Source organism: Nocardia pseudobrasiliensis NBRC 108224 (assembly GCF_001613105.1).
In the GTDB taxonomy this organism is placed as follows: Bacteria; Actinomycetota; Actinomycetes; order Mycobacteriales; family Mycobacteriaceae; genus Nocardia; species Nocardia pseudobrasiliensis.
Genome location: NZ_BDBS01000005.1, coordinates 87,949 through 100,159, shown reverse-complemented (window position 1 = coordinate 100,159; position 12,211 = coordinate 87,949). Strand labels below are relative to the sequence as shown.

Annotated in this window: 15 protein-coding genes; 6 read left to right on the top strand and 9 right to left on the bottom strand. The window is 65.0% G+C overall.

Translation table 11 applies throughout. The features are described from left to right. Window positions 1-11 precede the first annotated feature (11 nt). On the bottom strand, window positions 12-1,367 hold the full coding sequence (locus NP4_RS07510) for a hypothetical protein (RefSeq protein WP_067994056.1): 1,356 nt from the start codon (window positions 1,365-1,367) through the stop codon (window positions 12-14). A gap of 44 nt (window positions 1,368-1,411) precedes the next feature. Here NP4_RS07510 and NP4_RS40770 point away from each other — a divergent pair, with 44 nt between their 5' ends. Beyond that, window positions 1,412-1,774, top strand: a complete 363-nt coding sequence (locus NP4_RS40770; protein ID WP_156524894.1) for a hypothetical protein — start codon at window positions 1,412-1,414, stop codon at window positions 1,772-1,774. Here the strand turns inward: NP4_RS40770 and NP4_RS07500 are convergent. The 3 genes from NP4_RS07500 to NP4_RS07490 all read right to left on the bottom strand — a co-directional run bounded on the left by NP4_RS07500 (window position 1,756) and on the right by NP4_RS07490 (window position 3,521). Further along, window positions 1,756-2,316, bottom strand: coding sequence for a DUF3558 domain-containing protein (locus NP4_RS07500; RefSeq protein WP_082875648.1), 561 nt, complete (start codon window positions 2,314-2,316; stop codon window positions 1,756-1,758). The genes NP4_RS40770 and NP4_RS07500 overlap by 19 nt on opposite strands. A 133-nt stretch (window positions 2,317-2,449) precedes the next feature. Beyond that, window positions 2,450-2,641, bottom strand: a complete 192-nt coding sequence (locus tag NP4_RS07495) for a DUF397 domain-containing protein (protein WP_067994047.1) — start codon at window positions 2,639-2,641, stop codon at window positions 2,450-2,452. Next, window positions 2,631-3,521 carry a helix-turn-helix domain-containing protein gene (locus tag NP4_RS07490; protein WP_067994044.1) on the bottom strand — a complete coding sequence of 297 codons (891 nt, stop codon included), beginning with the start codon at window positions 3,519-3,521 and terminating at the stop codon, window positions 2,631-2,633. The genes NP4_RS07495 and NP4_RS07490 overlap by 11 nt, the downstream gene beginning before the upstream one ends. 304 nt (window positions 3,522-3,825) lie before the next feature. On the opposite strand from NP4_RS07490, the gene NP4_RS07485 reads away from it, so the two are divergent. Beyond that, the gene (locus tag NP4_RS07485) at window positions 3,826-4,179 is read left to right on the top strand and encodes a DUF4254 domain-containing protein (RefSeq protein ID WP_245997748.1); all 354 of its coding nucleotides are present in this window, start codon (window positions 3,826-3,828) and stop codon (window positions 4,177-4,179) included. 12 nt (window positions 4,180-4,191) lie between these two features. Here the strand turns inward: NP4_RS07485 and NP4_RS07480 are convergent, their stop codons facing one another. Genes NP4_RS07480 through NP4_RS07470 form a run of 3 tightly spaced genes read right to left on the bottom strand, consistent with a single transcriptional unit; the run spans window position 4,192 to window position 6,817 of the window. Beyond that, window positions 4,192-4,491, bottom strand: a complete 300-nt coding sequence (locus NP4_RS07480; protein WP_067994038.1) for a hypothetical protein — start codon at window positions 4,489-4,491, stop codon at window positions 4,192-4,194. Then, window positions 4,491-6,518: a hypothetical protein gene (locus tag NP4_RS07475; protein ID WP_067994037.1), complete on the bottom strand. Its 2,028-nt coding sequence runs from the start codon at window positions 6,516-6,518 to the stop codon at window positions 4,491-4,493. The genes NP4_RS07480 and NP4_RS07475 overlap by 1 nt, the downstream gene beginning before the upstream one ends. Before the next feature lie 2 nt (window positions 6,519-6,520). Further along, window positions 6,521-6,817, bottom strand: a complete 297-nt coding sequence (locus NP4_RS07470) for a hypothetical protein (protein ID WP_067994034.1) — start codon at window positions 6,815-6,817, stop codon at window positions 6,521-6,523. A gap of 108 nt (window positions 6,818-6,925) precedes the next feature. Between NP4_RS07470 and NP4_RS07465 the strand changes: the two genes are divergently transcribed. After that, the gene (locus tag NP4_RS07465) at window positions 6,926-8,179 is read left to right on the top strand and encodes an alpha/beta hydrolase domain-containing protein (protein WP_255285489.1); all 1,254 of its coding nucleotides are present in this window, start codon (window positions 6,926-6,928) and stop codon (window positions 8,177-8,179) included. Beyond that, on the top strand, window positions 8,161-8,727 hold the full coding sequence (locus tag NP4_RS42455) for an alpha/beta hydrolase domain-containing protein (protein WP_255285488.1): 567 nt from the start codon (window positions 8,161-8,163) through the stop codon (window positions 8,725-8,727). Before NP4_RS07465 ends, NP4_RS42455 begins: the two co-directional genes overlap by 19 nt. On the opposite strand, the gene NP4_RS07460 is transcribed toward NP4_RS42455, so the two are convergent. Continuing rightward, window positions 8,724-9,149, bottom strand: coding sequence for a PPOX class F420-dependent oxidoreductase (locus NP4_RS07460; RefSeq protein WP_067994031.1), 426 nt, complete (start codon window positions 9,147-9,149; stop codon window positions 8,724-8,726). The two genes, NP4_RS42455 and NP4_RS07460, sit on opposite strands and share 4 nt — an antisense overlap. Before the next feature lie 344 nt (window positions 9,150-9,493). Here NP4_RS07460 and NP4_RS07455 point away from each other — a divergent pair, with 344 nt between their 5' ends. After that, entirely contained in the window at window positions 9,494-10,498 is a 1,005-nt protein-coding gene (locus tag NP4_RS07455; protein ID WP_082875647.1) for a ParB/RepB/Spo0J family partition protein, read from the top strand. On the opposite strand, the gene NP4_RS07450 is transcribed toward NP4_RS07455, so the two are convergent. Beyond that, window positions 10,468-11,325, bottom strand: a complete 858-nt coding sequence (locus NP4_RS07450) for a C1 family peptidase (protein WP_114755605.1) — start codon at window positions 11,323-11,325, stop codon at window positions 10,468-10,470. The two genes, NP4_RS07455 and NP4_RS07450, sit on opposite strands and share 31 nt — an antisense overlap. Window positions 11,326-11,545: 220 nt before the next feature. Here NP4_RS07450 and NP4_RS07445 point away from each other — a divergent pair, with 220 nt between their 5' ends. Next, the gene (locus NP4_RS07445; RefSeq protein ID WP_169813683.1) at window positions 11,546-12,208 is read left to right on the top strand and encodes a papain-like cysteine protease family protein; all 663 of its coding nucleotides are present in this window, start codon (window positions 11,546-11,548) and stop codon (window positions 12,206-12,208) included. The last annotated feature ends 3 nt before the right edge of the window (window positions 12,209-12,211 follow it).

Genomic DNA, 12,211 nt, shown 5'->3' with positions numbered 1-12,211 from the left:
CGGCAATCGGCTCACTCGCCGAACCGGTCGGCGGTGTCGTAATCTCCCCCGATGACCGGGGGAACGGCACCGGGCAATCCGGCGGACCCGATCAATTCGTCACCATGGTCCTGCGTGATCAGGTAATCGGGAATGCCTTTCGAGCGCTCCTGTTCGTCCTTACCCTTGCCCGCATGCCCGGGCGCTCCCATACCCGGAGTTCCAGGCGCTCCCGCCGAACCCATTGCGGCCCTGGGCATTGCCGACTTCGCGCCCGTCAGTGGTCCACCCGGGACGCTGCGCCCCGGCCCGCCGGGCGCGCGGCCAGCGGACTCACCCATGCCACCCGGACGGCCGCTGGAAGAACGCGAACCGCCCGGGGCTGCGGGAGCTCTCGCCGTTCCGTCGTAACCTGGGCCCCAAGCGCCTTGCCCGCCAACAGAATTCGGGTTATTTCCCGCCGTCATGCCCGTAGAGCCGGATTGCGTTGTCTGCCCGGTATTCTGCGCCGAGGCACTGGACGGAGTCGTCGAATCTCCACCGGCCGACGCGGGAGTGGTCGCCTGCTGCCCGGGTTCCTGCGACCTGCCCGCGGGATCAGCGCCGCCCTGACCTCCCTGCTGTCCGGCCAGCGAACCCTCCGACTTGCCGCCGCCTTCGAGTTCGCCGGGCCCCTGACCGCCGTTCTCACCCGGGTTCAGATACTCACCGAGGCCCTTTCCCACGCCACCGATCTCGGGCGGCGCGGGCATGAACGGCATGCCATTGTCGGTCTGCACCACCACCTGCCCGTATACCGTTCGCAGAATCCGCCGAGCCTCCTCCTCGGCCTCCTGACGATTGTGGTCGTCGACCTTCATGATCCCGTCTTTGGGCAGCGCCTTACCGGTGACGATCGCGCGCGGCACATCCCCCGGCATCAATGCCTGCGTCTCCTCGATCCCCGTCCGCATCTCCATCAACTTCAACCCGATGGCCGTCGCCGCCTGCGACAACGGCATCGACTGCGACGAATACCGCTGCACCGCATCCGAAGCCGCCCCCGCCGCCACGCCCGTCCACCCACTGTGACCATTGGCCCCCGAAATCGTCCGCGCGAACTCCTGCTCGAAAATCCCGAACGCGCTCATCAACTGCATGCCGATGTTGGACCAGGCGGTAATGGCATCGTGTACGAGCTGAGGCTTCATGGCCCGCACGGACTTCTGCATATCCTCGAGACTCATATGATCGAAGCCGTCCGACTCCTTCACATGAGGCGGCTGCATATCCCCCTCGAACGTCTGACCGTACTTGCCCTGCGCCTGCGTCTTGTAAATCCAGTCCCGCTCGGCATTCCACTGTTGCTGGGCGTCGATGATGCGACGGCGATAGTCCTCGTAGGTCATTGGGGGACCTCGGTGGAAGTGATTGCGGTGGCGGAGGATTGGTCTTGGGTGGTGAAGTTGGAGATGGCTTTGGCCAGTACTTCTTTGACGGTATTGACGGTATCGATGTGTTGCTGGACCATCGTTTCCAAGGAGCGATCCGTACCAGCGGCCGTGTGCGAGAACTTGGCAGCGAGCGTTGTGCCCGAAGGAAAATCACCGAAGCCGGTAATACGACTGATGCCACCGATCAGGTCAAGGACCTGCTGCAACCTTCCGATGTGATCGTCACAGACACGATCGAGCCCTCTGCCTACCTCCGGATCGAGAGCCAACTGCTTGTCATTTGCCTGAGCGAGCAGCCGCTTCCACTCGTCGGGACTTACTCCAACCGCCATCATTCCCCCTATCAGCTGGGCAGATACTGAGCCAACCCATCGGCCAACCGGTGCACCTCGGCACATGGATCACCCAGACCGGAGGATCCATAGCGATTTGTCACTTTGAAATCGACTATGCCTGAGGAGATTTCCGCGCTGATCCAACAGTTCAAGTCCCGGCCACTGCCCACCGGTCGATACTGAAGGGACGGATGCGAACCAACGGTGGTGTCGGAATACTCTTGATAATCGGTTCGCTGCCTCGCCTCGGCCAATGTGTGACTCGACGAAAGCATCGTGAAGTCATACTTCTTATCACCGGCAGCCCAGTGACAGACCTTCCACCCGTCGAACTCGGTCCCGGCGATCTTGTTGTCCTTCGTCGCCACATTCAGCCCCAGCCCCCCGATGGCCGAATCCGGGATCGTGCAGGGATCCCACACGGCGGGAGCGGCCGACGTTGTGGCGGCAGCAGTCGTGGTCGGTACCGTCTGCGTCGAGGAACTGGACGGCCCGTCCGTCGATGGCCCGCACCCCGCGACGCCGACAGCCACAGCAGCCGCGAAAACAACCTTCAAGCTGCGACTCATTCGCACCCCAATCCTGTCGTCGCATCCCCGCCTAGCTGCGAGAACGGTACCGCGCCTCGCTGGAGGGCGGCAACCGTAACCGGACACGGAATGATCGAGGGCCCGCCGCATTGGACGGCGGGCCCTCTAGTGGTCACATTGCCTGGACTGCGGTCGTGAAGGCGTCCCACTCCGCCGGACTGACGACCAAGGCGGGGCCTGTGGGGTTCTTGGAGTCGCGAATGCCTATGTGGCCGTTGGTGAGGAAGGCCACCTCGACGCACTCCTTGCCACCTGAGCTGCGGCTGCTCTTGAACCAGTTCGCTGCGGATAGCTCAGCGTCCACGTTGGTACTCCTTCGATAGCTGCCTCAGCATGTTCCTGCTGGTCACCTCGTCCAACGCGGCGCGTCGAATAATCTGGGACACAGCGCGATACCTCTTCACTTCACCTTCTCCCCCAAGGTACATGTCACCGGTGAGGTTCTCGATGTATATCGTCGTCGGCGACGCCAATTCCTTTGGTGAGTCAGGGAAGTCGAGGATGACATAGGGCCCTACCGGGGTTCCGATGGGCAACCCAGCGCCGTAGGGCAACACCAGTATGGTGACGTTCGGAAGCGTGCTGAGGGCAGCCAAATGACTCAGTTGCGCAGCCATCACCGCCGAGCTGCCGACGATGGTATGCAGCACAGCCTCGTGCAGAATCAACGTGACCGATACCGGTCGACTCTTTCGGGTAATGATTCGTTGCCGCCTCAGCCTCACCTCGACACGACGCCTTTGATCCTCCTCGCAATCGCCCGGAAAGTAGATGCGATCGAGTGCCCCTGCGTAGGCAACTGTTTGGAACAAGCCCGGGACGACGTGTGGCTGATAGATGTCGAGTACACGAGCCTCCGCTTCCAGACTCAGATACACATCGAACGCACCCAACATCACATCCATGAAGCTTCGCCACCAGTTCTCGGTCGGCGGCTGACGCAATAGACCGATCATTGCCACGACCTCGGCCTCGCCGAGCTCCAGGATGCGCCCGAGCTCGACCAGGTCACGATCACGGAGTCTGCCGATATCGCCGTGCTCGAGGCGGGACTGCGTGCTCGGACTCCACTGCATGAGCTGCGCGACCTCCTCCTGTCTCAGATTCGCGGCCTCGCGAGCCCGCCGTAGATGCTTCCCCAGCTGCCTGCGCGGCAACGACGGAGGTACCTGATCTTTCGCCATGACATAACCCCCTTCCGCTGCCACTTTCAGTTCGGCAGCGATCGACTTTCAGTCCGGTCCCGGTCCTGGATATTCCTGCGAATATGTCCGGAATTCTCGGAACGGGATCGGAACGGCTGTATCGGTGATGTTCTGGAGGAGCAGCCGGTGCGCTGCGGATGCCGCGAATCATGTTGCGTGAGTGAATCTTAACTGTTCGCTATCGGGGATGGAACGAATCGAGAGAGTTGCTGTGAGACCACAGTTTCCGACGAAACAGCAAGTGCTGCATGCCTGTCGGGGAATCGACAGTGATGTACATCCGATGTTGTCGGCCGCGTACGACCTAGCGGAATTACATGAGCGGCGATTGGGCGCGAACCCGGAATGCGTACGGGAGATCGACGAATTGCGAGCGGATCTCGTGAACCGTATCGATCGCTGGGTGCGCGAGACCGTCTCGCCCGCACCGGGTTCGGCGCGGATTCATACCGAGACCATCGGCGCGATCGTCGATCGTCTCGCCCAGCTCACCGCCGATGCGTTCGCCGCCCTCGCCGGTACCGAGGAGTGGGGCCTGGGCGACGCGTGGGAACGGCTGGCCGAGCTTGCGGTGGGGTACGAGGATCTGATCGACGAGCTGACCAGCGGACGCCGACGGCTTCCGGGCGGGCCGTGATCACCTCACCCGTCAGACCAGCCAGGAATTCGGCGAACCGTAGCCCTGGGAGCGGGCCTCATCCTCCTCGGTCCAGTCCGATGGCAGCACGTAGGTCTCCCGGCCGGATCTGCGCGGCTGAGGCTCGGGGTCGGGGCGGACTGCCTGGACGGGCGGCTCGGGTTCGGGCTCGAATCGCTGTCGTAGCGAGTCGAATACGGCCGCGCCCTCCCGGGTCGTGCGGGCATCGGCCGCCAGGAAGCGGTCGGTCACGGTTCGCGAGGCCGCGGTGTATTCGGCCAGGATTCGGTCCATCTCCGCTGCGTAATCCATCACTTCCTCAGTTCGATATCGATTGCGACCGCATCGTTTCGCGGCGACTGCGGCGCAATGCCATCGGTCGCGGCCTCCGCATCCAGATTTCCCGCGCTCGCCAATTCCGGACTGCCGGCGGGATCCAGTACGGGTTCCGCATCGGTGCGTGGCGTCGTCCACAGCGGCTGCGGTGGGATGATCCCGTTGGAGCGACGCTCGGGATCGGCACTCCCCTTGCCGCCCGCGGCCCCGCCTCCCGACATACCACCCATCGGCACACCACCCATGGCTGCACCACTCTGCGTCGATGCGGTTGCGGCACCGGCCGATTCGCTGGCCGACGCTCCCTGCGTCACGGAGGTATGGGGTGTACTCGCCGCCGGGGTTCCGCTGTAGGAGATCCCTGCGGCCGGATGGGACGAGGGCGAGGCCGCGGCGGGCGCGCCACCACCGCCCGCCGCACGACCCGCCGGAGCGGATTCCTTGGCTGCCGCGGCGGTCGTCGGTTGGGTCGCGGGCTCGGGATTCTCGCTGAAGTACGGCTTCCCGTCCTTGATACCCATCGAATACTCGTGTGACTTACCGTCCGGACCGGTCACCGTCGCGGTCAGGGATCCGTCGGATGCCTGTGCAAGCGCCAGTTTCCCGCCGGGGAGATCCAGTGTGGCAAGGGTTTTGGAACCCGATGGGTCGGTCGTGCCGGTAGTCGACGTGTTTGTGGTCAGGCTGCTCAGACCCTGCTGAGCCAAACTCTCCAGCTGGCCGAGGCCCTGCTGAACAGTCTGACTCGCCTGACTCGCCAGGCTCGAAAGCGTCTGCAGCGGATTGGTTTGCGTCGAGGTCGATGTGGTGGTGGCCGGGGTCGTGGGCGTGGCCGATGCCGGGGTGGTCGAAGCGGGCGTCGTCGCCGCGGGCGTCGTCGACGCCGGAGTGGTCGAGGCCGGTGTGGTGGGCGTGCCCGATGGGGTGGGTTGCGATGGGGCGGGGTTCTGTTCCTGCGGTTTCGGGAACGGGGTGGCGTCGTGGCTGTCGAGCAGATCGGTCACCGGCTTGTAGGCGCGTCGAATGTAATAGTCGGCGAGCGCGCATTGATGGACGAAGGCGATGAAGGCCTCCCGGACCGCCGGGCCGAAATGCTCGCTCAACCACGTCCGGCAGGCTTCGCGAATCTTGTGCGCGCCGTCGCTGCTACCGGGTCCGACATCCGTCATATGAAACTGCTCGGCGGCCCGGGCATTGGTACTGCCGAGCAGATATCCCGTCGTGGTGCTCTCCGCGGCCACGGTGATGATATTGCTCACCGGGTCCTCGCCACCCGACAACCGCATCGCATGCCCCGCGACCGGGCACTGCGGACTGTCGAATCTCGCGATGAAATCCGCCTTGTCCCTGACGATCTGCAACAGCACATCCGGCAACCCGTCCAACGCGGCCGTGACCGACTGCAGATATTGCGTCTGCTGATCGGCATGGGCGTGCAGACCGGCCAGATGATCCTGCGCCGCGACACCACCCGTGCCCTGCCACACCTCGGGCACCGCGGTGGCCACGCCGTTCAGATCGCGCGTCACATCCTCGGCGGAGGGATGGGAGTCGTTGGAGGTCGACGCCTTTCGCAGCGAGTCGGCCAATTGGCGCAAGCTGGCGAGGTTCATACTGCGCTGCTGGTCGTACCACTTGAATTCCAGCCGCCGAATCTCCGCGACCGGATCCGTGGTGGCGACGATGGTTTCGGCGCCGACCTGCTCACCGTCGAGACTCAGCGGCGGCACGTCGATGCGGTCGAAGCCGGATAGCCCCACGACGCCGTGGACGCGGTGGAATCGGATCAGCGCCAGCTCGAACCATTGCAGTCCGGGGGCCGCGTCATCGAGCAGGGTTTTGACATCCGTCCCGGTGGTCTTGGGTTTGTCATTCCAGATCGCCTGGTCGCCCTTGCCGCTGAACGAGCTGTTGCCGTCCTCTTTGAGGAACCGCTCGAGATCGACGCGTGCCTGGCTCAGACCGCTCTTGTACGTCTGCTCATACTCCTGCGGTTTCGCCACGACTACGCCTCCGCCCCCTCGATCCCGGCCCGGTTCCGTTCATCGGCGGTGGAGGTCGCGGCCACCACCTGCCGCAGCGCATCGACGGTCGCGCCCGAGGCGTCGGACCAGGAATTCAACATTGTGACGATCCCGTTCACCCCGACCGCCAGCTTCTGCCCCTGGTCCAGGTAATCCTGTCCGGCATGGGACGGGTCGAAACCGACCTCGGCGATTCGTTTCGCGTGATCACGCATCGCCTCGGTCGCGGGCTCTATCGTCCGTGCCATACCCAGCACGGACTCCGGTTCGAACAGCACGGCCCTCTCCTCAACAACTCGGTCCTTCGGTCGGACGACCCCACCCGGCTGTGCCAGCCCGACGATCATGACAGACCGGGTGCGCGGGCGCGCCCATAGACTGCGGTCATGGGTGTCGAAGCGGTGCGGGTCGGATCTGTTTCGCCGTATGGGGACCGGGCGTACGAGCTGGTGCGGGGGACCGCGGAGTTCGCGGTGGATCCGGGGCATTCGGCCAATCGACGGATTGTCGACCTGGAGTTCGCGCCGCGGGGCGACGACGGGCTGGTCCGGTTCGACGCGGATCTGCGGATATTGCGGCCGGTGGGCGGGGGCAGCGGCGATCTGCTCGTGGTGGTGCCCAACCGGGGGAGGTTGGGTGGCGCGCCGTTCAGCATGGGAACCGTTGTGGACTACGCGGATCTCGAACGGATCGACGCCGGGGACGGATTTCTGCCGGATCGTGGGTGGACGATCGTGTGGTGCGGATGGCAGTGGGATGTGCGGCGCGGGCCGGGGCAGTTGGGGGTGACCGTGCCGCGCGCTCAGGTGCCGCCGGGGTGGGTGCGGGTGGAGTGGCGGTCGGACCGCGATAGGAAGCGGCCGCATCTGCTCAGCGAGACCATGCCGGGGTTGGGTGGGTTCTTCCGGTTCGAGACGTATCCGACCGCCGATATCGGAGATCCGGCGGCGGTATTGCGGGTGCGGGATACGCCGGATGGTGAATGGTCCGAAATTCCGCGGGGCTCTTGGCGTTTCACCGATGCCGAACATATCGCACTGGACGGCGGATTCCGCGCTTTCCACTGGTACGAGCTCGTATATCGGACCGCGCGTGCGCCGATCGCGGGCTGTGGGCTGCTGGCGGTGCGGGATATCGTGTCGCACCTGCGGTCCGAGGGTGTCGAACGCGCCTTCGGATTCGGGATCTCGCAATCCGGCCGGTTTCTGCGCCAATTCCTCTGGGATGGAATGAATCTCGACGAATCCGGACGGCAGGTATTCGACGGGGTGTTCGCCCATGTGGCCAGCGGGGCGCGCGGTGAGTTCAATCATCGTTACGCGCAGCCCTCGCTCACGGGCGTGGACGGATTCGCGAGCCTGCCGCCGTTCGACAGCACCGGACTGCTTGCCCGCCAACGTGATACCGGCGGCGTGCCGAAGGTGATACTCACCAACAGCGCCTCGGAGTACTGGCGCGGCGACGGCTCGTCGGTGCATATCGACGCGGAGACCGGAACCGACGTACCGGAGGATCCGGATGTCCGGGTCTACGCCCTGGCGGCACCGACCATTTCGGCCCGAGCCCGATCAAAGACATTCTGCCCGGGGCCAATCCGACCCACCACCTGGATCCGGAACCGGTGCTGCGCGCGCTGCTGATCGCCCTGCGGGACTGGGTGATCGGCGTCGAACCCCCGCCACCGAGCCGGGTGCCCCGCGTCGACGACGGCACGGCGGTCCCGGCGACCGCGGTCCTCGGCCGATTCGGCCATGTCCCGCACTCGAATCCGGAACTGCTCCCCCGCCCGCACCGGCTGGATCTCGGGCCGGACGCCGACCTCGGCATCGGCCGCTGGCCGGTTCGCCGCGGCGCGCCGTATATCTCCCTGGTGTCCGCGGTCGACGACGACGGAAACGAGGCGGCCGGTATCCGCCTGCCCGCGGTGGCCGCGCCGCTGGCCGCCTACACCGGCTGGAACCCCCGCCGGCCCACCGGCGGCCTGCCGGATGTCCTCTACGAGCGACTGGGTAGCAAACTCCCCTTCCCGCCCGGCCGCCCGACGGTCACCGATCGCTATCCCACCCGCGAGGACTACGCCGCCGCGGTCCGCAAGGCGGCCGACGCCCTAATGAGTGACCGGCTGCTACTGGCCGACGATATCGAGATCGTGGTCGCGCAGGCGGTCGCGGAATACGAAAGCGACTAACCGGTCATATCGACGCCGCCGAGAATCTTCGTCGGCCGGACCCGCACGACCAATTCGCCGGGGACGCCGTTGCGTTTGCCGAATTCCTCGGCGCGATCGGCGCCCATATAGCGGCCGCCGATCACCGTCGCGGTCCGCACCAGTTCGGCCGGATCCTCGGAAATCGTTGCGGTGCCTTGGATTTGGTAATACCCGTAGGGCTGTTCCTCGAGGTCGACACAGATCGAGACGCGCGGGTCCCGCCGGATCGCCTTACCCTTCGCGGTGTCCTTGCCGGTATTGAAAACCAGCTCGTCGCCCTCGACGACGAACCAGACCGGATTGATGACCGGACGGCCGTCGGCGGTCACGAATGCGAGCTTGGCGGTGCGAGTGCCCTGCGACAGGAACTCGAGCACCTTGGGGTCGGAGAGAGAGGTCATGACCCCAGCGTACGACCAGCTACCGACGAATCCCGACAACCCCGGCGTTCCCGTGTCATCACATTCCGCCAAGGCTTCACACAATGTTTCGTAACATGTTGCAGCGCTTTACAGGACGGATACATGATCGCCAATCTTGTTGTCATCGAAAGGTTTACACACTTTCAACTACCGGCCACATATAGCAGACGCGTGGCGAGCTCTCGTGTCATGATTTAGCCGGTTGTTCGTACCCGGCGGCAGACTGCGATGCCGTCCGTTGGAACGACCACTCGCGCAACAATTCTCACGACCCTTCGGTCGGCACCCTCGGCGTACGAACGTGCCGACGAGCAGGAGGCCCGATGTCCAATGGTGGACGAGATGCCGTGCAGATCCCCCTCGAGGCCCTGACACCGGCCGATTCACCGCGGCTGGCCGGCGCGGACCTGGTCCATATGCGCGCATTGGCCGAGGTCGACGAGGAACTGCCGCCGATCCTGGTGCATCGCCCGAGTATGCGGGTGATCGACGGCGCGCATCGCGTCGGCGCGGCCCGGCTGCGGGGTGAGCGCACGATCGCCGCGGAGTTCTTCGACGGCAGCGATACCGAGGCGTTCATCCTGGCGGTTCGGATGAACATCACCCACGGCCTGCCGCTCTCGCTGGCCGATCGCAAGGCCGCGGCGACCCGGATAGTCCGGGAATGTCCGGAATGGTCGGATCGCGCAATAGGGGTGTCGACGGGACTGTCGCACAAGACGATCGGCGCGCTACGGCGTTCGACTGGCGCGGATTCCCAGTCGAACGTTCGTATCGGCCGGGACGGTCGCCCGCACAGCACCGACCGGACCGACGGCCGCCGCCTCGCGAGCGAACTCATCGCACGCGCCCCCGGCACCCCGCTACGAGAGGTCGCCAAGGCCGCAGGGGTATCGCTCGGGACCGCCCACGACGTGCGCCAGCGCCTGCGCCGCGGCGACGATCCGATTCCGGGCCACCGCCCCTCGGGTTCCCGCGCCCCGGCGCCCGCGAAAACGACCGACCGCGGTCAGATCAAGGACGCCCGGCAGGTGATCCACCGGCTCAAATCCGATCCCTCGCTACGGTTTACCGAAACCGGGCGGGCACTGCTGCGGCGGCTGGAACTGTATGCGATGGCGAATTCCGCGCTGGAGGGCATGATCGATGCGCTACCCGCCCACGCCATCACCCTGATCGTGCAACTCGCCTACGTCTTCGCCGACGATTGGCGAAGATTCGCAGCGCATTTGGAGCAACGACAAAATCCGACCCCTGCCGACAGGGCCGCTCGGCAGGGGTCGGATGAGATTATCGACTATCCGGTAACCAGTCGGCCCATGGAGTGAACCTCATCCACATCGCCGCCGGTGATGAACGACCACGGCGCGGTGAAGAATCCGCTCTTGCCCCAGCCGGAGCCCCACGAGTTCTCGATGGTCACACCGTTCTGGTCGTACGCGACAATCGTGACCTCATGGCCGCCGATAACCTGCTCGTACCGCGAGGGGTTGTAGTAGGAGTTGCTCGAGTTCAGATTCTCGAAGCTTTCCCGGACCTCGAAGCCGATCGGCACCGGCAGGCCCGCGAAGATCGCGGCCTTGATTTTGCCGACCACATCGCCGCCCGTCAGATCCGTCGAGCCGGACAGCTTGTAGTGCGCGGCGTTCGCCCGCTCCTTGGCATCGGGCTGGGTGGTGTAGTCGAAATCGCCCTGCCAGTAATCGGATTTGGTGTCGATGCCCTGCTTCTGCTGCATCGGCAATGCGACCGAGGCGTAGGTGCCCTGATCGTTGCCCCGCGCGATCTGCGCGTAGGTGAACATCGGCGCCATCGGGCCACCGGTGATCCCCTGCTCGTTCATCAGCACGCCGTACCCGGTGTAGCCGGTCGCCCAGGCCACGCAGGATCCGACCTGACCCTGATCGCCCGCGGTCCGCGCGAACTGCTTGAGCGAGTAGGAGGCCGGCGGTGCGCCGACCGCGCCGACCCGCACCGGAAGCGCGGTACCCGAGTTGGTGGGGCCGTGCTTCTGCGCTTCCTTGGCGGCCTTGTAGTCGAAACCGAAGGCGTGATGCTTCAGCTGCGGCGCGGACGGGGCGGAGGGTTGTTGCGGGGCCGCATTGGCGAATCCGGCCGAAACCAGGCCGACGCCGAGTACGAATGCCGCCGCCATTGCGGATAAGTGTGAATTACGCATGTCTACTCCTGAAACAATCGGTACTACCGCCCAGTCGCGGGCGAGCCGGTAGGACCGGGACTTCCTTCACGACGGAATCAATATTTCGCGCCGCAGCCGGAGCCGGGCAAGCGTTCAACGTCCGTATCTCTGTCGCACTCGAGCCGCATTCACTACGATGATCTCCGGGAGTCCGGACTCGAAAAGAGGTGCGCACGTGCGTCCGAAACGAAAAATGGGCGTCCTGCTCGGCATCGTCGTCATGATCATTCTCTGGGCCGGACAGAGCATCTCGCTCGCCGCTCCGCCCGCCGACGGACAGGATTTCGGCGGCCGCTCGATCGGCCTACGGGTAACGCGCGGGCTACCCGCTGTCCCCGAACCGCGTATCCCGGCTTTCGGCGCGAAGACCCTCCCCTATTTCCAACAGATTCAGCAGTGGAATCAATGGTGCTGGGCGGCCGACGGCGCATCCGTGGCAAACTATTTCGGCCACTGGATCGACCAGAACGCCTTCTGCAAACTCGTCCACGGATCCGGCAGGCACGGCCTCTGCCCGAACGACACCGCCGCCCTCGAGGACATCAAGGCGGCATTCGGCAAGATCGGATTCGACGCCACGGTCGGCTCGCCGTTCTCGATGACGACCGTGGCCGCGGAGATCTCCGCCAACCGCCCGATCATCACCGGAATAGCGTGGACCGCCGGCGGTGGCCACGCCCAGGTGATCTACGGCTACGACGCCGGGGCGGCGACCGTCACCTACGGTGATCCGTGGCCGACCTCGCGGCGCAGCGTCACCCAGACCCTGGCCTCCTATACCGAGAATCCGGACTGGCTCTGGTTCGGCGAGGACTACCGGATCGCCGAAAAGAAATGAGAC